The sequence below is a fragment of the Comamonas terrigena NBRC 13299 genome (assembly GCF_006740045.1).
GTDB lineage: Bacteria > Pseudomonadota > Gammaproteobacteria > Burkholderiales > Burkholderiaceae_C > Comamonas > Comamonas terrigena.
This window is the reverse complement of sequence record NZ_AP019749.1, coordinates 3,242,020-3,259,453: the sequence shown is the minus strand read 5'-3', so window position 1 is coordinate 3,259,453 and position 17,434 is coordinate 3,242,020. Positions and strand designations below refer to the sequence as shown.

Genomic DNA, 17,434 nt, shown 5'->3' with positions numbered 1-17,434 from the left:
CGGTCGTACAAAAAAAGAAGCCCCAGCGCCCCGCAAAGCCTGCAGGGCAGGGACAATCCGCGCTTTCTTTGCAGGGGCCGCAGTCGACGGCCAACACGATGGCAAATATGGCACGCAACAAAAACGAATGGGCCAACAAGGTGCTGATGCTGGTGCGCTCCGGCAACACCGACGCCGCGGTGGCGCAGATCAAGGTGGCGCCCACGGTGGGCGATGTCACGCGGCTGCAGGCCCTGCTGGAGCAGCTGCCGTCCACGCCCGCCTTGCGCCAGCTGCAGCAGTTTGTGGAAGAAGAGCGCGCCATGCTGGCCGCGCCGCGCCTGCACCGCGCACCCTGAACAGACGGGCCTGGCCCGGCCCGGCTTCAGTCCCGCTTCAGCACTCGACCACGTTGACGGCCAGGCCGCCGCGTGACGTTTCCTTGTACTTGGTCTTCATGTCGGCGCCGGTCTGCACCATGGTGCGAATCACCTGGTCCAGCGACACAAAGTGCGTGCCATTGCCCAGCAGCGCAATGCGTGCGGCGTTGATGGCTTTCACGGCGCCCATGGCATTGCGCTCGATGCAGGGAATCTGCACCTGGCCGCCCACCGGGTCGCAGGTCATGCCCAGGTTGTGCTCCATGCCGATCTCGGCCGCGTTCTCCACCTGGGCCGGCGTGCCGCCCAGCACCGTGGCCAGGCCGGCCGCGGCCATGGAGCAGGCCACACCCACTTCCCCCTGGCAGCCCACTTCGGCGCCCGATAGCGAGGCGTTGAGCTTGTAGATGGCACCAATGGCACCGGCCGCCAGCAGAAAGCGGCGCACCCCGGCGGCATCGGCCCCGGGGATGAAGCGCTGGTAGTAGCGCAGCACGGCCGGTATCACGCCTGCCGCCCCGTTGGTGGGGGCGGTCACCACGCGGCCGCCGGCCGCGTTCTCTTCGTTGACGGCCATGGCATACAGATTCACCCAGTCCATGGCAGCCAGCGGATCCGGCGGTCGCTCGCCGGCCTGGGTCTTGAGGTGGGCCATCAGCGCCCCGGCGCGCCGGGGCAGGCGCAGCGGGCCGGGCAGCAGGCCGCTGGTGGCACAGCCGCGCACGATGGCACCGTCCATCACCTGCCAGATGCGGTCCAGCCCCTCGGTCACGGCAGATGGTTCGCGCTGGGCGCATTCATTGGCCCAGGCCAGCGCATCGATGGACAGGCCGTGCGCCTGGCAGATGCTGAGCAGCTGGCTGGCAGTGCGGTAGGTGTAGGGTACGGCGGCGTCGGGCTGTGCCAGCGGCGGGCCGGGCGGGGTGCCCACGCGCAGGCCGGCTTCATCTTCCACAAAGCCGCCGCCCACCGAGTAGTAGGTGGCTTCATGCAGCAAGCCGCCGGCCGCATCGTGCGCGGCCAGGCGCATGGCATTCGGGTGGCGCGGCAGGCTTTTGCGGCGCAGCAGCATCTGGCGCTGGGTAGTGAAGCGCGTGGGGTGCGATCCCAGCAGCGGCAGCTGGCCGCTGGCGTGGACCTGATGCAGCAGCTGCTGGGCGGCTTCGGGGGGCACATTGTCGGGGCTGTGGCCGGCCAGACCCAGCAGCACGGCGGTGTCGGTGGCGTGGCCGATGCCGGTGGCCGCCAGCGAACCGAACAGCTCCACCGTCACGCTGGCGGTCTGCTGCAACTGGCTGCGGGCGGGCAGCGCCTGGACAAAGTGCTGGGCCGCCACCATGGGCCCCACGGTGTGGGAACTGGACGGGCCGATGCCGATCTTGAACAGGTCGAACACGCTGACATGCATAACGAAAAAAACTCCTTGTCCCGGCATGGTACGCATGGCCGGGTGCGGGCGTGGGCAGGGCCGCGCCAGGGGGAGGGATGTGCGGGGGCTTTGGGCCCGGTGCGGGTGCGCAGCCGGGCTTACATCGCCAGCGCCCGCCACAGCATGCGCGGCAGGTCGGCCTTGCCCACGGTGGGGCGCTGCAGCAGGCTGTCGCCCTGCAGGGCGTCCACCTTGTCCAGGATGCGCAGCCCGCCTTGCACCACCAGGCGCAGCTCCCAGCCGATGCGCCCCGGCAGGCGGTGGACCAGCGGCGCACCGGACACCATCAGCTGGCGGGCCCAGGCAGCGCAGTCCATGACCAGCGCACGGCTGGCGGCCGTGGTGTGCGGCTGCAGCAATTCAGTGCGGGCCACGCCCCAGCGCGCCAGGTCGGCGTCTGTGAGGTAGTGGCGCCCGCGTGGCAGGTCCACGCTCAGGTCTTGCCAGAAGTTGATCAGCTGCAGCGCGCTGCAGATGGCATCGCTTTGCTGCAGGCTGCGCGCATCGTCCACGCCATACAGGTGCAGCAGCAGCCGGCCCACGGGGTTGGCCGAACGGCGGCAGTAGTCCAGCAACTGGTCGCGGTCGGCATAGGTGGCGGCGCGGGCCGTCACGTCCACATCCTGCACAAAGGCGCTGAGCAGATCGTCCATCAGCGCCACGGGCAGGCCATGCTGCGCGGTGGCATGGCGCAGCGGGCCAAACACCGCCGCCCAGCGCGGGTCGGGTGTGCCGCCGGCGGCCATGGCGTGCAGTTCCTGGCGGTAGGCGGCCAGATCGGCCAGGCGCTGGGCCGGGCTGGCGTCGCCCTCATCGGCCAGGTCGTCGGCGGTGCGTGCAAAGCCATACAGCGCGGCGATCGGCGGGCGCAGCGCAGGCGGGCACAGGATGGAGGCGACCGGAAAATTCTCGTAATGGGTGACCGGTGCGGCCGAGGTGGGAGCGGGTGGGGAGGTAGGCACTTGGTCATTGTCGCCTGCCACCAGTTAATATGCCGGGTAATTAATAACCGGTTAGTCAGTAATTTTTCGGGTGGGAAATCCCATGAAGTCTTCTGCTGTGGTGCGCATGCCTGTGTCTGGTGTGCTGGTGGGTGTGGTGGCGGCGCTGTCGCTGGTGGGCTGTTCGCCCAAGCCGGCGGCCGAGGAGCCGGTCCGTGCGGTCAAGCTGGTCACCGTGGGCAGTTCGCAGGCCACGGCGGTGCTGGAATATTCCGGTGAGGTACGCGCCCGCATCGAATCGCGCCTGGGCTTCCGTGTCGCCGGCAAGCTGGTGCAGCGCCAGGTGGATGTGGGCCAGCATGTGCAGCCCGGTCAGGTGCTGGCCCAGCTGGACGGCAACGACTACGCCCTGGCCGCGCAGGCCGCCCAGGCCCAGGTGGCGGCTGCCACCACGCAGCGCGATCTGGCGGCGGCCGACTTTGCCCGCTACCAGGCGCTGAAGGACAAGAACTTCATCAGCGGCGCCGAGCTGGACCGCCGCTCCGCCACGCTGAAATCCGCCCAGGCCCAGCTGGACCAGGCCAAGGCCAACGCCAGCTCCCAATCCAACCAGAGCGGCTACACCCGCCTGCTGGCCGATGTGGCCGGCATCGTCACGGCCGTGGACGCCGAGCCCGGCCAGGTGGTGTCCGCCGGCGCCCCGGTGGTGCGTATCGCCCAGGACGGCGAGCGCGATGTGGTGTTTGCCGTGCCCGAGGACAAGCGCAGCCTGGTGCGCATCGGCCAGGCCGTGCAGGTGCGCCCCTGGGCGGATGGTGAAGCCCTGCTGCAAGGCAAGGTGCGCGAGGTGGCGGCCAGTGCCGACCCGGTGACGCGCACCTACACCGTGAAGGTGGCGCTGGCCGGGGGCAATGTGCCGCCGCTGGGCGCCACCGTGCATGTGCTGCCCGAAGGCATGGGCCCCGCCGGGCTGGACGTGATCAAGCTGCCCACCGCCGCGGTGCGCGAGCTGGGCGGGCAGTCGGCGGTGTGGGTCTACGACCCGCAGACCAAGGCGGTGACCAGCCGCAAGGTGACCGTGGCCACGGCCGACGGCAACGACGCCGTGATTGCCGAGGGCCTGACACCCGGCATGCAGGTGGTGGCGGCCGGCGTGCATGTGCTGAGCGAAGGCCAGCAGGTGACGGTCTACCAGGACAAATACGCGCCCAAGCCGGCGGCAGAGCAGCCGACCGCACCCGCTACAGCGGCCATACCCGCCAAGGCGGACGGCAAGCCGGCCGCAGCAGCGCAATAAGGGCGGGGACCGACCATGGCACGCCAAGAACCGAAAGCCGGCTTCAACCTCTCGCGCTGGGCGCTGGAGCACATTCCGCTCACGCGCTATCTGCTGATCGTCATCCTGCTGCTGGGGGGAATCGCCTACTTCCAGCTGGGGCAGGACGAGGACCCCCCGTTCACCTTCCGCGCCATGGTGATCCGCACCTACTGGCCCGGCGCCACGGCCCAGCAGGTGGCCGAGCAGGTCACCGACAAGATCGAGCGCGCGCTGCAGGAAGTGCCGTACGCCGACAAGATCCGCAGCTATTCCAAGCCCGGGGAGTCGCAGGTCATCTTCCAGGTCAAGGACAACTCCCGCCCCGCCGACGTGCCCCAGCTCTGGTACACGGTGCGCAAGAAGATCGGCGACATGAAATACACCTTGCCGCAGGGCGTGCAAGGGCCGTTCTTCAATGACGAGTTCGGCGATGTGTATGGCGTGATCTACGCGCTGCAGGGCGATGGCTTCAGCTATGCCGAGCTCAAGACCGTGGCCGACGACGTGCGCCAGCAGCTGCTGCGCGTGGGGGATGTGGCCAAGGTGGAGCTGTTTGGCGCGCAGGACGAAAAGCTGTTTGTGCAGTTGTCGCAGCAGCGCCTGGCCCAGCTGGGGCTGGACATGAACCAGGTGCTCAGCCAGCTCAGCCAGCAGAACGCGGTGGAAGGCACGGGCGTGCTGCAGACGCCCAGCGAGCAGATCCAGGTGCGCGTGGGCGGCCAGTTCACGGCGCTGGAGGATTTGCGCGCCATGCCCATCCGCGGGGCCTCCGGCGCGCAGCTGCGCCTGGGCGACATCGCCGAAATCACCCGCGGCTATGTGGATCCGCCCAGCACCAAGGTGCGTTTCCAGGGGCAGGAGACCATCGCGCTGGGCATTTCCATGGCCAAGGGCGGGGACATCATCCGCTTGGGCAAGAACCTGCACGCGGCGGTCGAACACCTGGGCACCGCGCTGCCGGCAGGCATGCAGCTGGTGAATGTGCAGGACCAGCCCAAGGCAGTGGCCGATTCGGTCAACGAATTCATCAAGGTGCTGATCGAGGCCGTGGTGGTGGTGCTGGCCGTGAGCTTTGTCAGCCTGGGCCTGCACAAGCGCGCCCAGGCCACCGTGTGGTGGAAGCGCTGGTACATCGACCCGCGCCCCGGCCTGGTGGTGGGGGTGACGATTCCGCTGGTGCTGGCCGCTACCTTCCTGGTCATGTGGTACTGGGGCGTGGGGCTGCACAAGATCTCGCTGGGCTCACTGATCATCGCCCTGGGGCTGCTGGTGGACGACGCCATCATTGCGGTGGAGATGATGGTGCGCAAGATGGAAGAGGGCTACGACAAGCTGCGCTCGGCCACCTTCGCCTATGAAATTACCGCCAAGCCCATGCTGACCGGTACCTTGATCACGGCGGCCGGCTTTCTGCCCATCGGCATGGCCAAGTCCATGACGGGGGAATACACCTTCGCCATCTTTGCCGTGACGGTGGTGGCGCTGGTGCTCAGCTGGTTCGCATCGGTCTACTTCGTGCCCTATCTGGGCACGCTGTTCCTGAAGGAGCCCAAGCACGAAGACCACCCGGGCATCACCGCCGACCCGCACGAGGTGTTTGACAGCCCGTTCTACAACCGTTTCCGCAAGACCGTGTACTGGTGCGTGGAACACCGCTGGCTGACCATCGGCGCCACGGCCCTGGTGTTTGCGTTGGGCATCGTCGGCATGACCAGGGTGCAGCAGCAGTTCTTCCCGGACTCCAATCGCCCGGAAATCCTGGTGGACGCTTGGTTCCCCGAAGGCACGGCCTATGCCGCCAACGAGGCCGTGGTCAAGCGCATGGAGCAGCGCTTCATGCAGCTGCAGGGGGTGGAGAGCGTCACCGTCTGGGTGGGCTCGGGCGTGCCGCGCTTTTACCTGCCGCTGGACCAGGTGTTCCCGCAGACCAACGTCTCGCAGTTCATCGTGCTGGCCAAGGACCTGAAGCTGCGCGACCGGCTGATGCAGGAATTCCCGGCGCTGCTGGCCCAGGAATTCCCCGAGGCGCGCGGTCGCGTCAAGCTGCTGCCCAGCGGGCCACCGGTGCCGTATCCGGTGCAGTTCCGCGTGATCGGCACCGACCCGGTCCAGCTGCGCCACTACGCCGATGCGGTCAAGGACGTCATGCACGCCAACGCCGACATGCGGGGCGTGAACGACAACTGGAACGAATCCGTGAAGGTGATGCGCCTGGAAGTGGACCAGGACAAGGCGCGCGCACTGGGCGTGAGCAGCCAGTCGATTGCCCAGGCCGCCAAGATCTGGTTCAGCGGCTCCACCATCGGGCAGTACCGCGAAGGCGATAAGCTGATCGACATCCTGCTGCGCGTGCCGGAGCACGAGCGCGATGCGATTTCCGATGTGGCCAACGCCTACCTCCCCACGGCCAGCGGCAAATCCATTCCGCTGACCCAGATCGCCAAGCCCGCCATGGCCTGGGAGCCGGGCGTGCTGTGGCGTGAAGGGCGCAACTACGCCATCACCGTGCAGGGCGATGTGCGCGAAGGCCTGCAGGGCGCCACCGTAACCAACGCCTTGCTGCCCGAGCTGCGCAAGCTGGAAGCGCAGTGGCACGCCCAGGGCGCGCTGGACTACCGCATCGAAGTGGCGGGCGCGGTGGAGGAAAGCTCCAAGGGCTCGTCCTCGATCGCGGCCGGCGTGCCGGTGATGCTGTTCCTCACCTTCACGCTGCTGATGCTGCAGCTGCACAGTTTCAGCCGCGCCATGCTGGTCTTCCTGACCGGTCCGCTGGGCATTGCCGGCGTGGCCGCCGCGCTGCTGCTGCTGAACCGGCCTTTCGGTTTTGTGGCCCTGCTGGGCGTGATTGCGCTGATGGGCATGATCCAGCGCAACTCGGTGATCCTGATCGATCAGATCGAGCTGGACCGCGCCCGGGGCGTGCCTGCCTGGGATGCCATCGTGGAAGCGGCGGTGCGCCGTCTGCGCCCCATCGTGCTGACGGCGGCTGCCGCCGTGCTGGCCATGATTCCGCTGTCGCGCAGCGTGTTCTGGGGGCCTATGGCCGTGGCCATCATGGGCGGTCTGGTGGTCGCCACGGTGCTGACCCTGCTGGCGCTGCCCGCCATGTACGCGGCCTGGTTCCGTGTGCGCAAGCCCGAGGTGGAACACGGTGCATAAATTTGGCGCAGGGAAGGCCAAAAAATACATGGTGGCTTGCGATTCCACGCTAAAATCCAGGGTTGACCCCTAACGCAAAGCCGGTAGTCCCCTGCCGGCTTTGTAGTTGGAGAGACCGCGCGGGTGGCGAAATTGGTAGACGCACCAGGTTTAGGTCCTGACGGTGGCAACACCGTGCCGGTTCGAGTCCGGCTCCGCGCACCACGAACAAAAACCGCTTGATCCAAGCGAACCCTGCAAAAGCCCGTTTTCTCCTTTGAAAACGGGCTTTTTTCTTGCCCATTTTGTCGTAAGCCAACCTACCGAATCCGGCGCAAAATTGCGCAAAACTACATCCTCATCCCGCGTCGTTCCCGTCTGGAATCCCGCGCGGGATTTCAGTCGGACGAAGGAGGGGTATGGCTTACCTGAGAAAAGTGAAGAACGGCTGGCGCGCTGAGGTGGAGCGTGCGGGCATTCGCAAGACGGCTACGCGGGCCACGAAGGCTGAGGCTCAGGCCTGGGCGGTGGCCGAAGAGGCAGCCATCTTGGCCGGCGCCCGCGGTGACTATCCGCAGCGCACGTTGGCCGAGGCTGTGGAGCGTTACCGCAAGGAAGTGACCGACAAGAAGCCGGCCAGCACTGCACGGGCAGACAACCTGCGCTTTGACGCCTGGTTGCGCGACTTTCCAGAGCTGGCGAACAAGGTGTTCCACCAGATCACTGGCGACGACCTGGCCAAGTGGCGGGATGCCCGGTTGCAGCAAGTCACCGGCGCCAGTGTGCTGCGCCAGGCCCAACAGTTCCGGCCCATCTGGACGCTGGCCATCAAGCAGTGGAAGTGGGCAGGCAGCAGCCCTTGGAAGGAAATCACGCTGCCAGCGCCGTCGTATGCCCGTCGGCGGGTCAGCCGTTGGATGGAGATTCGCCGCATCTTGCGATCTGCTGGAGTTTCGTTGCGCGTGGCACCTACGACTGCGATGCAGGAGACAGGTTGGGCGCTGATGATTTCACTGCACACCGCTATGCGCAGTGGTGAAATTTTGAAGCTGTCGCGCAGCACGGCAGACCTGCGCCGCAAGGTCTATGAGCTGCCGCACCACAAGACCGAAGCCACCGTGGGTGCCCGCCGCGTTCCTCTCACCAGCCGCGCTGTGCGCCTGCTGCGCGTGCTGGAGGCCCAGGCCGCGCAAGAAGGGCGGGACCGCTATTTCACTATCACCGATGCCAGCCGGGATGCTCTGTATCGCAAGCTACGCGACCGCACCATGGTGGAAGGGCTGCGCTTTCACGACCTGCGCGCCACGTCGCTGACATTGCTCAGCAAACGAGTGGATGTAATGACGCTGGCCCGCATCAGCGGGCACGTCAACATCAATGAGTTGTTCAATACGTACTACCGTGAAAGTGCAGAGGATATTGCCGCACGTATCTGAGAATTCAGTTTGTAGCTGCAATCTCCACCATTTTTTCTTTCCAAGTGTCGAATGGAATTACATAGTGGTAGCGTGACTCAATAGCGCGATAACTATCACGATGCTGAGCAATAACCGCTACTTGTTGATCAGCATCTCCTTCATTCAAGATCGTATAGCCTTTTACGAAGTTGTCACCATGCGGGCAACCATCAGATTCAAAAATCCCTCGCTTTTTGGTCCAAATATTCCCTCTGCTCATCCAGCTAAAAATCTTGTTAATTTGAGGATTGGTGATTTCCTTCTCATAATTCAGTCGCTTTTGAAATTCTTGGTTGCGAAGTGAATTAATGTCTTTTTTCTCGCCAGTCTCTTGTTGCAATGCATCTTGACTAGGCTGCATTTGTGCAACTAAAACCTCAATAGCTTTGATAGTTAATGCTGTCTTGGTGGTCTCCTGCATCAACGCTAGGTTTTCTAATTGCTCTTCGAGAGCAGGTGAGAGTCTTAGTGAAAACATGTTGTTTCCTTAATTGATGTGTTACTGATATTTATGAGGTGTTGATAGAACCCTCAATAAAGCAATGAGGTTTCAATGAAACCTATTGCTTGGTTGGACTATACGTACAAACAGGTTGCATTGCAACCTTATTTTTTATGCAGCCAAGCCTGTACCTCGCTGGCGCGCCAGAAGCGCAGGCGGCGGCTCACGTTGATGTAGGGCTTGGGGAAGTCCGGACGCTTGGTGATGCGGTCGGTGGCGTGTTCGCGTGTCACGCCCAGCAGGGCGGCGATGCCGGCGGTGTCCAGGCGCGGCACGCTGCTGGCCATAGCTTGGCGGTCTTGGGTGATGATGGTGTTCATCTGATGCACTCCTGTATTCATGGCTTTAGGCGCAGATCGCGTCTTGAAAATCGTTGGTCTTGGCGTCGCGGCCAGGCGTAGTTGTTGCGGCTGGGCCTGGTGTTGCTGGCTCGGCGGCAGCGGGGGCCAGGGCCGGTGCGCTCTGCACCAGTTCGCCCAGCCACTCTTGGAGCACGTCCTCTTGCTGGTGGTGCTGCATGACCTGCAGGCCCAGGCGCTGGGCGATCAGGTATTCCAGGCTGGCGCCCTTGGACTGCTGCCAGCCGGGCAGCAGGTAGATGGCGTGGCAGGTCATAAGCTGGCTGACGCCCATGCGCATGTAGGCGGTCCAGTGGCAGCTGGCGTCTACGTGCGGGTCGGGGTTTTCGGCCGGGTTTTCCACATGCCAGCCCTTGGCGCGCAGGCGGGCTGCCGCTTCGTGGAATGCGGGGTAGTTCATATCCGGCAGGCCAGACATGGGGCCGGCTACATAGATGCGCTGGTGCGGGCTTTCGTGCATCAGCCACATTTGCAGCGTGCTGATGCAGTGGAATTCGCCGCGTCGGACGAAGAAGCCGCCAAGGCGCTGGCATTCGTCCACGATCACACGGTGGGCCATGCGCCAACCTGTGAAGAAGCTCAAGAAGATCATTGCAGGCATCAGTGCTGCACGAAAAATCATGACGAACATGGGGCCTTCCTCAGTGTTTGGTTTGGTGTTGGGCTTGCTGGGCTGCAGCACTGACAGCCAGAAAACCGGCCAGCAGCTGGCTGGTGGCTTTCAGCGCTGCCAGGACTACGGCTTCCGCGTTCAGCGGCTGCAGCGGGGCGGGGGCTGGCTTGCGCCAGGCCTGCACAGCTCGCCGGCGCGCGGCTTGGCGCTGGCGGCGGTTCATTGCCCGGGCTCCATGATTTGCAGCGGCTGCTGGACCAGGCCATGCAGCACGCGCAGGGTTGTGTGCAGTTCCTGCTCGCGGTTGGTCAGGGCTCGGCCTTGGTCGCTCAGCAAGTCTTCCGGCTCCATGGAATTCAGCTCGGACGCGATCCGGATTTGCTCTTTTGTCAGGTACTTGATCACGTAGGGCAGCGCCGGAGCGGTGCACCCTGCGAATATCTGCGGTACGCGATTCCGGCCCTGCCGGGCTGTGCGCAGCTCTGCCAGCTTCGCCATGGACATGCTCTCCATGAAGACAGCCACGGCGCCGCCCGGTGGTGCATCCAGTTGCAGGTGCTTCAGTTGGTCGCTCATGGTTCTTTCTCCTTTTTCTTGTTTCATGGCTCAGACCGTCAGCGGTTCGATGCGCTCCACGCGCAACACGCCCTTGCCGCTGGCGATGTGGGCTTGCGCTTCGGCGTGGGTGGCGTTGGCCGCTTTGACGCGGATGGTGGGCAGCAGGCCGTCCTCTGCCAGGCCTTCCAGGGCGGTGGCGTCGGCGTTGGCCGGGATCAGGATTGCGCGGTAGCTTTTCAGTTCTTGGACGTGGTGTGCGGGTTGCATGTGAATCCTCTTTTGGGTTTTGTGGTTTGGGGCGTTAGGGGATGGGTGGTGTCAGGCTCCGCCGGCCGCTTTGAAGTGCAGCACCTGGGCGCCGCTGTCCAGATCCAGGCGGGCCTGGGCGCCTTGGGCGGCCTTCTTGGCCAGGGTCAGGCGGCGGCGGGCGGCGGCAAACGTCTTGCGCAGGTCAGTGCTCACGGAGTTGACGTACTTGAAGCCGGCTTTCTGGTGCGTGGCGTTTTTGCTGGGCTCGGTGCGTTTTGCGGGCATGGGTGGGGCCTCCTGTGGGTGTGAATGCAGGGGATGGAGTGGTGTGGCCAGCGTGCTGCCCATGCGGCGGCGCACCTGGCAGGCTGGAACTGGGTGGAGTGCTTGCTTTTTCATCACTGGCAAGCCTCGAATGGGGTGAGCCAGGGATTGATTTCCGGCCGGTCTTCGCTTTTTGGTGCTGACCAGGGGGTGATTTGCCCGCTGGCGACCAGGTCGAAGCCGCTGCTCAGGCGGCCAGTCGTACAGTTATTGAAACCAGTCCAAGGGGGCGGCAAAGCCGCCCGGGAACCGGGCTCTGCCTGGGCCAGCGCTTCCGGCGAACGCATCACGCTCTGAAAGCCCATGCGGCGAGAAATCAGCGGGTGCCCGCGCATGCGGCCGCGTTGCGGCACCACGCCCACCACGCAACCGCGCTTGATTTCTTCGCCGTAGCGGTTGGCCTGCCCAGGTTCGGGCACGCGGTGCTCTGTGCGCAAATGCCATTTCGAGCGGTGCAGGGCATGCCCGCCCATGGCCTCCATGAACATGCGCCAGTCGGCGCGCATGTCGCCGTGCCGGTGGCATGCCTGATAGGCCAGCAGCGTTTGCTTGTCGCCTTCGTCGTGGAACAGATCCAACTGGTCGGGCGTTACACGGCGCAGCGCACGCCATGCAGTCACGGGCGGCATGCCAAAGAACTGAAACTGGCGAATCCCCCAGTGCCCGGCCCACGCATCCACGCGGCGGGCGCCAGCGTTCAGGTCATGCAAGGTTTCAGCACCTTGGCCAGACTCCAGCGCCTTGGCATCGGGCTGCATGTCCTGGGCAAAGTCCATGTTCAGCTGGTGCCCGTTCACCATGTCTTGGTGCTCGGCCAATGCATGGTGGCCAATGTTCTTGGCGATGTACTTTGCAACGTAGCCTGCAGCGCCACCGGCCTCCATGCGCTTGAAGTCCACGCGGTGCTGCTGTGCGCCGGGCTCGTCGCCGTCTTCGCTCAGCCAGTACTGGCGCACGATGGATTCAAACTCCTTGGCTTCCGCCTCGGTTTCCAACCAAACCAGCAAATGCCAGTGCGGAGTGCCATCGTGGTGGGGCTCTGCCACGCGTACGCCGTATCGCTTAATACCTGCACGCGTCAGGGCGGAACGGACGCGGCTCCAGTTCTTGCGCAGCCACATCTGCCCTTCACGAGGGTTGGCGCCGCAGTACTTCCTGTTGCGCACCACGCGGCCCTGGGCTGCTGTTCTTACCGCGTGGTATTTGCTGGGTGTTGTCAGCGCAATGAACAGGCCCACATGGCCATGGGCATCGGCGTATTCCTCGGCGCCTCGGATGCGCGTCATCATTTCCCCGCCACGTATGACCGGGTTCGACACGCTCAGCGCGGCCAGATCGGCCAGGGCAAAGTGCTGGCCAGCCTCATTGCGCACCAGGGTGTGCGCCAGCATTTCAGCGCTTCGCTCTTTCTGCCCCTGGCGCCGCACCAGCCCTTCGCGGCTGACATAGCCGCCCGTGCCCTTGTGCACGCGGCCCAGGCTGATAGAGCCGGCCTCCACCGTGCGTGCCACATGCACCCGCAGGCGCTTGCGCCACCACAGGGGGCAGGATGCTCGGGCAATGGCTGGTTCACCCTCCAAAGGCGTGTCTTCCAGCACGCCGACGCGGCGGATGAAATGCTTCACGTCATCCAGGCGCTTGCGCAGGCCGGTGCCACAGCGCACAGCCAATGCATCCTTCTTGCTTACGTCATCAGCCAGGGCCTGCGCCATGTCGCGTATGTCGTGGTCGCTCAGCTCCCACAGGCCGGCGCCGCCGTACATGTCTTCAAAGTCGGCAATGGCCTGCAACAAGTCCCAGGCCTGGACCCAGGTTGGCTGCTGCGCACAAAATTCCTGCGCTGACATGGCGGTGTCCACCAGTGGCGGATTGGCATAGGCAAAGCGCTTTTCAATCACTGCCCGCCAACTGGCGGGGGCGCAGGCAATTACCCGCTGCACATGTTCGTCCACATGGTGCAGTTGGGGGATGTTGTCCTTCCACTGGCTCAAGTTGCCACTTGGCAGCTTGCGCGCAATGGGGGACTTGGCCTGACCCAGGAACTTAGGCATGGCGCGGCCCTTACACCCGTGCAGACAGCGCGATCAGGCGCGCAATGTGGGGGCGGCCGGTCCGAACGATCGAACTCACAGCATTGCGCTCAGCGGGCGGCAGTTCCCGCCAGTTGCGCAGTGCCAGCGGCTGCAGCTGAAGGCCTGCACGCACCGCAGCAGGGCCGCCAATGCCTGCCAACATCAGCAAGGCCATGCGCCACTGCACGGGCATCTCACGCCATTCCTGGGATGCTTTGTCGCGGTACATGCCACCGGTTGCACTCTCCAGCAGCTCGTCTCTTTGCACACGCAGTTTTTCGCGGGCCTCTTGTGCCCGTTCTGCGGCAAGCGCGGCAGCGTTTTCATCTGCGGCTTTTGCATCGGCTTCGCGTGCCAGTGCTTCTTCTGCAGCTTCCTGCGCGGCGGCATGCAGTTCTGCGAGAGACAGGTTCACGCTGCACCCCCAACGCGCACCGCAGCCACGTACCAGCCGAGGCCGAATTTGCTTTCCACCTGGGCCAATGCCTGCAGGCGGCTATCGGCCTGCACGCGCATGCGGCGGCACTGGTGGTTGTGGTCAATGTGGGTGATGCGGTAGCGGTTCATGAAGGCTCCACAGGTTTTTGGGCGTAAGAAACCCCGCAGCGCCTGCAAACAGGCTCTGTCGGATGGGGTGGGAAATGGGACGGGGGAGGGCGCTTTAGGCGCTGGTGGCGTCAGTCAGGGGGCGGCCCTCCGACTGGGAACAGGTCGCCTGTCACGGGGCGGGTGAACTGCGTGGCGTGTTCTGCGCTGGCTGCGTGGTCCAGGGTGGCGCGCAGCATGTCGCGGCGGACGTGGCTGGACAGGGGCAGGTTGACGCTGGGGTCTGGCGTGGCGCTGGGGCTGAGGGTGCGCACCACTTCGGTCAGCGCCACAAAGGTGTGGCCGCATTCGGGGTTGGTGCAGGCATAGGTGGATTCGCGGGTCAGCACGGTCATCTGCGCGCTGGTTCGGATGAAGCTGGGTTCCTTGCAGTGCGGGCACTGCAGGCGCATGGCTTCTTTGTGGCCGGCGCGGGCACGGGCGCCCACGGCAGCAGATCGCAACGCACTGTTACAGCCATGCAAGGCTTTGCCCACAGTTTGCGTAGGCGCCTTTACCTGGGCTACGGGCTTGCCACCGACGTAGACCGTGCGGGTGACGGCACCAGAATGATTGCCAGAGGGAGAGATAGCTTTCATGACTGCGGCCTCCATCACACCCGTGCAGCCTGGGCGGATTGCACGGTCCAGGCCAGCACATCGGCCGCCAGGCGTTCCATCACATGCTCGGGCAGTTGCAGCACACCGGTGCGGCGGTGTAGCTGCTCGCCCATGCGGTACAGCAGGCGCGCATAGGCGGATGTGGAGAGGTCCAGGCCATCCGCCACTTCATGGGCGCGCTGGGTGTCTGCCTTGGGCAAACGCAGGGGAATGGGCCTGTCATGCTGGAGCAGGTCCAGCGAGCCGGTGCGGCGGCGCGTACGACGCGCAGGACTAGCGGTGGCAGTCATGTACTATTGGGATTGAATTGTTACAACGTAAGCGGATCATTGCTCACAATTGTGAGCGTGTCAATAGATGACGGATAACTTTAGTAATCCATATGGCGAACGGATCAAGTCCGAGCGCCTTCGCCTCGATATCCAGCAGCTGGCCTTTGCAGAGGCATGCGGGGTTTCGCGTGGCGGTCTACTGAAGTGGGAGAAGGGCGAGGCATCACCCAATGCAGCCGCACTCGCGGCGATGTCCGCCTTGGGCGTAGATGTGCTTTACGTTGTGACAGGTCAACGTGCTGGCGAGGCTGAATCCACGCTGGCGCCTGCTGAGCGTGACTTGCTGCAGGCGTGGCGCCTTGGCGGTGAGAAGGGGCGTGCTGCCCTGGCAGCCATTGCGGCTGCTTTGAAGCCTGAGTGAGATTAACCTAGCAGCATGTTGTGTATTGGTTGATCATCTGCGTCCTTGCGGGCTTTGCTACGGTCAAAGCTCCTAGTATCCGAGTGATAGCCGTGTTTGAATGGTTGACTTAATCTGGGTTGACATAGTCAGAAAGGTGATTTCAATGGCTTACTCGCCACAAACTTTGGAGCAACTTGCGCGTATCGGCGCCAATCTTGAAATTGGAGCTGGCAATAATTACATGCCCCAAACTCTAGAAAATTTGGTTCGTTTAGTCGTTGGATCTGGTGCTCACATAACGATTCATTCGACAAATCTTTTGCCACAGACGCTAGAGCAACTGGCCCGTATTGGCGGCAGCCATCTCACTATCCGGGTATGAGGATTGCCCAGCAAGACGCTTCCCCATTTGGTGTTTGGGCCTTGCTATCCAGTCAAACCGACTAGCTTTGGGCGTGCAGCTTACTTCCAGGATGCCCCAAGCCTTAGGACAGAAAAAAGCCCCTCATGAGGGGCTTTTTTGCGCACGTCGATATCTGGTCAGCATACCTCTCTGGTGTGCTTTTCCAGAGCCTGATGACAGGTGTTTAATCAGTCAGAAATCCCGGTCATGTATTATTAGTATTGAAATGTTACAGCGTGGTTGCAGCGCACCATGGTCGCCTAGGGGCGAGGGTAGGCAGACCTTTCAAGGCCGCAGTGTTTGCTGTGATGGCTGGGAAGAGGTGCATTGCGCTGCGTTGTGACAGGTCAACGTGCTGGCGAGGCTGAATCTACGCTGGCGCCTGCGGAGCGAGAACTGCTGCAGGCGTGGCGCCAAGGTTCTGAACAAGGTAAAGAGGCCATACAGGCCGTAGCCAAGCTGGCTTTCTTTTCATCCAAGCAGTAAGTCACCGGTGACTTACTGACCCACGGCACACAGAGGCCGGGGAACGGAGGGTGTATGAAAAAGAAGAGCGCTTTGATGGCTTTGGCGTTTGCTGCCTGCGTATCGGCTGCGCACGCAGAGCCGTTCAAGGGAACCATTGAGCAGGTCATCGAAAAGATGAGGGACTACTCGGCCAGCAACAATACCTTCCAGGTCTTGAGCAAGCAGCCGCTGCACATTCGACTATCTCCCAAGATGGTGGCTGCCGAAACGTCGGAATCCGTGAAAACCGAGTTGCTGCGTGCTGCCACCTATGGCGTGTACCGCACTTTCATCCACACCCATGTGGACAGAGTTCAGGTCACAGCCCGACCTTTGCTGATGGTCATCAACGGGGAACACCGAGAGTTTGTGCTTTTGAAGAAGCCTTCGGCCACCGTGAGCGTCTCTCGTGCCAAGGCCCTTGAAGTGGCCAGGCAGACTTTGCAAGTGACCAGCTTTTCCCAACTGGTCGATGCACACGACATGTGGACCGACAAGATGGAAAACGGCCGGTACGTGAATCGCAAGCCAGGTCTGCACAAGCTTGCTGACGATCTGGATGTGGACTTCAGCCACTAGCACTGCGGACATGCTGTATCGACTGATTGCAGCCTTGCTGCTGCTGACCTGCTTTTCTGCCCACGCTGCGAACTACCCCTGCTCTGGAAAGAAGGGCGGTGTTTCGCACTGCGCCGGCGACACCTTTGTGTGCAATGACGGATCTGTCAGCGGCAGCAAGCGCAGTTGCAGCGCTGAGATGGGCGGCGGCAACAGCCCGCGCCAACTGTTTACCCAACCCCAGCGCAACAGCGCCGCACCAGGTGATTGCAGCTGCCGCAGCGGCAATGTCTGCACCGGCCCGCGCGGCGGGCGCTACTGCATGACGGATGCAGGGAACAAGAGCTATCTGAAACGGTGACGGTGCAGGGTCCACACAGCCGAGCGAGGTCGCCTTGCACGCATGAAACTAGCGTCCAAAAGAAAAGGCCCCTTATGAGGGGCTTTTTTGTGCACGTCGTTTTACGGTCGGCAAAGTGATTTCAGCGCATGCCAGAGCCAGAAGTCAGGTGGCAAATCAGTCCGAAAATCCGTTCATGTATTATTGGTATTGAAATGTTACAACGCAGTTGCCGCATACCTTGGGTGTCAGGGGACCAGGGCGAGTAGCCCCTTCAATGACACACACCGCTGTTTGGGCGAAAGGGCATCGGTTCTGCGCTGTGAGAGGCCAACGTGCCGGCATGGCTGAAACCACGCTAGCGCCTGCGGTGCGCGAGCTGTTGCAGGCGTGGCAGCTAGAGCGTTAGCTTATTAGTTAAATTGTG

22 protein-coding genes and 1 tRNA gene are annotated in these 17,434 nt (G+C 63.3%); 9 read left to right on the top strand and 14 right to left on the bottom strand.

Annotated features, from left to right (window positions below):
• The first annotated feature begins 107 nt into the window (after positions 1-107).
• Positions 108-338 carry a hypothetical protein gene (locus CT3_RS14935; RefSeq protein ID WP_066533824.1) on the top strand — a complete coding sequence of 77 codons (231 nt, stop codon included), beginning with the start codon at positions 108-110 and terminating at the stop codon, positions 336-338.
• Positions 339-375: 37 nt separating this feature from the next.
• On the opposite strand, the gene CT3_RS14930 is transcribed toward CT3_RS14935, so the two are convergent.
• Entirely contained in the window at positions 376-1,767 is a 1,392-nt protein-coding gene (locus tag CT3_RS14930; RefSeq protein WP_066533819.1) for an L-serine ammonia-lyase, read from the bottom strand.
• Between the two features lie 119 nt (positions 1,768-1,886).
• Positions 1,887-2,750: a squalene synthase HpnC gene (gene hpnC, locus CT3_RS14925; RefSeq protein WP_066534035.1), complete on the bottom strand. Its 864-nt coding sequence runs from the start codon at positions 2,748-2,750 to the stop codon at positions 1,887-1,889.
• Positions 2,751-2,832: 82 nt separating this feature from the next.
• On the opposite strand from hpnC, the gene CT3_RS14920 reads away from it, so the two are divergent.
• The 4 genes from CT3_RS14920 (at position 2,833) to CT3_RS14905 (ending at position 8,621) form a co-directional block, all read left to right on the top strand.
• Positions 2,833-4,026: an efflux RND transporter periplasmic adaptor subunit gene (locus tag CT3_RS14920; RefSeq protein ID WP_066533816.1), complete on the top strand. Its 1,194-nt coding sequence runs from the start codon at positions 2,833-2,835 to the stop codon at positions 4,024-4,026.
• Positions 4,027-4,041: 15 nt separating this feature from the next.
• Complete coding sequence (locus CT3_RS14915) at positions 4,042-7,206, top strand: efflux RND transporter permease subunit (RefSeq protein WP_066533814.1); 3,165 nt, start codon at positions 4,042-4,044, stop codon at positions 7,204-7,206.
• A gap of 117 nt (positions 7,207-7,323) precedes the next feature.
• Positions 7,324-7,410 (top strand) — tRNA-Leu (locus CT3_RS14910).
• A gap of 236 nt (positions 7,411-7,646) precedes the next feature.
• On the top strand, positions 7,647-8,621 hold the full coding sequence (locus CT3_RS14905) for a tyrosine-type recombinase/integrase (RefSeq protein WP_282597778.1): 975 nt from the start codon (positions 7,647-7,649) through the stop codon (positions 8,619-8,621).
• Positions 8,622-8,625: 4 nt separating this feature from the next.
• On the opposite strand, the gene CT3_RS14900 is transcribed toward CT3_RS14905, so the two are convergent.
• The 12 genes from CT3_RS14900 to CT3_RS14850 form a co-directional block, all read right to left on the bottom strand.
• Complete coding sequence (locus CT3_RS14900; RefSeq protein WP_127446253.1) at positions 8,626-9,120, bottom strand: hypothetical protein; 495 nt, start codon at positions 9,118-9,120, stop codon at positions 8,626-8,628.
• Positions 9,121-9,248: 128 nt separating this feature from the next.
• Positions 9,249-9,464 (bottom strand): helix-turn-helix transcriptional regulator, encoded by a 216-nt coding sequence (locus CT3_RS14895; protein ID WP_227657907.1) that lies wholly within the window; start codon positions 9,462-9,464, stop codon positions 9,249-9,251.
• Positions 9,465-9,489: 25 nt separating this feature from the next.
• On the bottom strand, positions 9,490-10,134 hold the full coding sequence (locus CT3_RS14890; RefSeq protein ID WP_083520280.1) for a DUF4406 domain-containing protein: 645 nt from the start codon (positions 10,132-10,134) through the stop codon (positions 9,490-9,492).
• Positions 10,135-10,144: 10 nt separating this feature from the next.
• Positions 10,145-10,339: a hypothetical protein gene (locus tag CT3_RS14885; protein ID WP_066533810.1), complete on the bottom strand. Its 195-nt coding sequence runs from the start codon at positions 10,337-10,339 to the stop codon at positions 10,145-10,147.
• Positions 10,336-10,692, bottom strand: a complete 357-nt coding sequence (locus tag CT3_RS14880) for a hypothetical protein (protein WP_066533808.1) — start codon at positions 10,690-10,692, stop codon at positions 10,336-10,338. The genes CT3_RS14885 and CT3_RS14880 overlap by 4 nt, the downstream gene beginning before the upstream one ends.
• A gap of 30 nt (positions 10,693-10,722) precedes the next feature.
• Positions 10,723-10,941, bottom strand: a complete 219-nt coding sequence (locus tag CT3_RS14875) for a hypothetical protein (protein WP_066533807.1) — start codon at positions 10,939-10,941, stop codon at positions 10,723-10,725.
• A 51-nt stretch (positions 10,942-10,992) separates the two neighbouring features.
• Complete coding sequence (locus tag CT3_RS14870) at positions 10,993-11,208, bottom strand: hypothetical protein (protein WP_066533806.1); 216 nt, start codon at positions 11,206-11,208, stop codon at positions 10,993-10,995.
• 113 nt (positions 11,209-11,321) lie between these two features.
• The gene (locus CT3_RS14865) at positions 11,322-13,298 is read right to left on the bottom strand and encodes a replication endonuclease (protein ID WP_066533804.1); all 1,977 of its coding nucleotides are present in this window, start codon (positions 13,296-13,298) and stop codon (positions 11,322-11,324) included.
• Between the two features lie 10 nt (positions 13,299-13,308).
• Entirely contained in the window at positions 13,309-13,734 is a 426-nt protein-coding gene (locus CT3_RS14860; RefSeq protein ID WP_066533803.1) for a hypothetical protein, read from the bottom strand.
• Complete coding sequence (locus CT3_RS21430; protein WP_172591781.1) at positions 13,731-13,886, bottom strand: hypothetical protein; 156 nt, start codon at positions 13,884-13,886, stop codon at positions 13,731-13,733. Before CT3_RS21430 ends, CT3_RS14860 begins: the two co-directional genes overlap by 4 nt.
• 110 nt (positions 13,887-13,996) lie before the next feature.
• Positions 13,997-14,353, bottom strand: a complete 357-nt coding sequence (locus CT3_RS14855; RefSeq protein WP_227657906.1) for an Ogr/Delta-like zinc finger protein — start codon at positions 14,351-14,353, stop codon at positions 13,997-13,999.
• 164 nt (positions 14,354-14,517) lie between these two features.
• Positions 14,518-14,814 (bottom strand): hypothetical protein, encoded by a 297-nt coding sequence (locus CT3_RS14850; protein WP_066533799.1) that lies wholly within the window; start codon positions 14,812-14,814, stop codon positions 14,518-14,520.
• A gap of 67 nt (positions 14,815-14,881) precedes the next feature.
• On the opposite strand from CT3_RS14850, the gene CT3_RS14845 reads away from it, so the two are divergent.
• The 4 genes from CT3_RS14845 to CT3_RS14830 all read left to right on the top strand — a co-directional run bounded on the left by CT3_RS14845 (position 14,882) and on the right by CT3_RS14830 (position 17,028).
• A complete protein-coding gene (locus tag CT3_RS14845; RefSeq protein WP_066533797.1) occupies positions 14,882-15,217 on the top strand; it encodes a helix-turn-helix domain-containing protein in 336 nt (111 codons plus the stop codon).
• Between the two features lie 100 nt (positions 15,218-15,317).
• Positions 15,318-15,581: a hypothetical protein gene (locus CT3_RS14840; protein WP_127446252.1), complete on the top strand. Its 264-nt coding sequence runs from the start codon at positions 15,318-15,320 to the stop codon at positions 15,579-15,581.
• Between the two features lie 561 nt (positions 15,582-16,142).
• Entirely contained in the window at positions 16,143-16,688 is a 546-nt protein-coding gene (locus CT3_RS14835; RefSeq protein WP_066533795.1) for a hypothetical protein, read from the top strand.
• A gap of 10 nt (positions 16,689-16,698) precedes the next feature.
• Positions 16,699-17,028: a YdcA family protein gene (locus CT3_RS14830; protein WP_066533793.1), complete on the top strand. Its 330-nt coding sequence runs from the start codon at positions 16,699-16,701 to the stop codon at positions 17,026-17,028.
• Positions 17,029-17,434 lie beyond the last annotated feature (406 nt).

Coding starts and splice junctions, on each gene's coding strand:
- CT3_RS14900 (WP_127446253.1), bottom strand. CDS start 9,120: ATGTTTTCACTAAGACTCTCACCTGCTCTCGAAGAGCAATTAGAAAAC.
- CT3_RS14885 (WP_066533810.1), bottom strand. CDS start 10,339: ATGAACCGCCGCCAGCGCCAAGCCGCGCGCCGGCGAGCTGTGCAGGCC.
- CT3_RS14920 (WP_066533816.1), top strand. CDS start 2,833: ATGAAGTCTTCTGCTGTGGTGCGCATGCCTGTGTCTGGTGTGCTGGTG.
- CT3_RS14915 (WP_066533814.1), top strand. CDS start 4,042: ATGGCACGCCAAGAACCGAAAGCCGGCTTCAACCTCTCGCGCTGGGCG.
- CT3_RS14865 (WP_066533804.1), bottom strand. CDS start 13,298: ATGCCTAAGTTCCTGGGTCAGGCCAAGTCCCCCATTGCGCGCAAGCTG.
- CT3_RS14880 (WP_066533808.1), bottom strand. CDS start 10,692: ATGAGCGACCAACTGAAGCACCTGCAACTGGATGCACCACCGGGCGGC.
- CT3_RS14845 (WP_066533797.1), top strand. CDS start 14,882: ATGACGGATAACTTTAGTAATCCATATGGCGAACGGATCAAGTCCGAG.
- CT3_RS14875 (WP_066533807.1), bottom strand. CDS start 10,941: ATGCAACCCGCACACCACGTCCAAGAACTGAAAAGCTACCGCGCAATC.
- CT3_RS14935 (WP_066533824.1), top strand. CDS start 108: ATGGCACGCAACAAAAACGAATGGGCCAACAAGGTGCTGATGCTGGTG.
- CT3_RS14840 (WP_127446252.1), top strand. CDS start 15,318: ATGGTTGACTTAATCTGGGTTGACATAGTCAGAAAGGTGATTTCAATG.
- CT3_RS14895 (WP_227657907.1), bottom strand. CDS start 9,464: ATGAACACCATCATCACCCAAGACCGCCAAGCTATGGCCAGCAGCGTG.
- CT3_RS14830 (WP_066533793.1), top strand. CDS start 16,699: ATGCTGTATCGACTGATTGCAGCCTTGCTGCTGCTGACCTGCTTTTCT.
- CT3_RS21430 (WP_172591781.1), bottom strand. CDS start 13,886: ATGAACCGCTACCGCATCACCCACATTGACCACAACCACCAGTGCCGC.
- CT3_RS14835 (WP_066533795.1), top strand. CDS start 16,143: ATGAAAAAGAAGAGCGCTTTGATGGCTTTGGCGTTTGCTGCCTGCGTA.
- CT3_RS14890 (WP_083520280.1), bottom strand. CDS start 10,134: ATGTTCGTCATGATTTTTCGTGCAGCACTGATGCCTGCAATGATCTTC.
- CT3_RS14850 (WP_066533799.1), bottom strand. CDS start 14,814: ATGACTGCCACCGCTAGTCCTGCGCGTCGTACGCGCCGCCGCACCGGC.
- CT3_RS14930 (WP_066533819.1), bottom strand. CDS start 1,767: ATGCATGTCAGCGTGTTCGACCTGTTCAAGATCGGCATCGGCCCGTCC.
- CT3_RS14870 (WP_066533806.1), bottom strand. CDS start 11,208: ATGCCCGCAAAACGCACCGAGCCCAGCAAAAACGCCACGCACCAGAAA.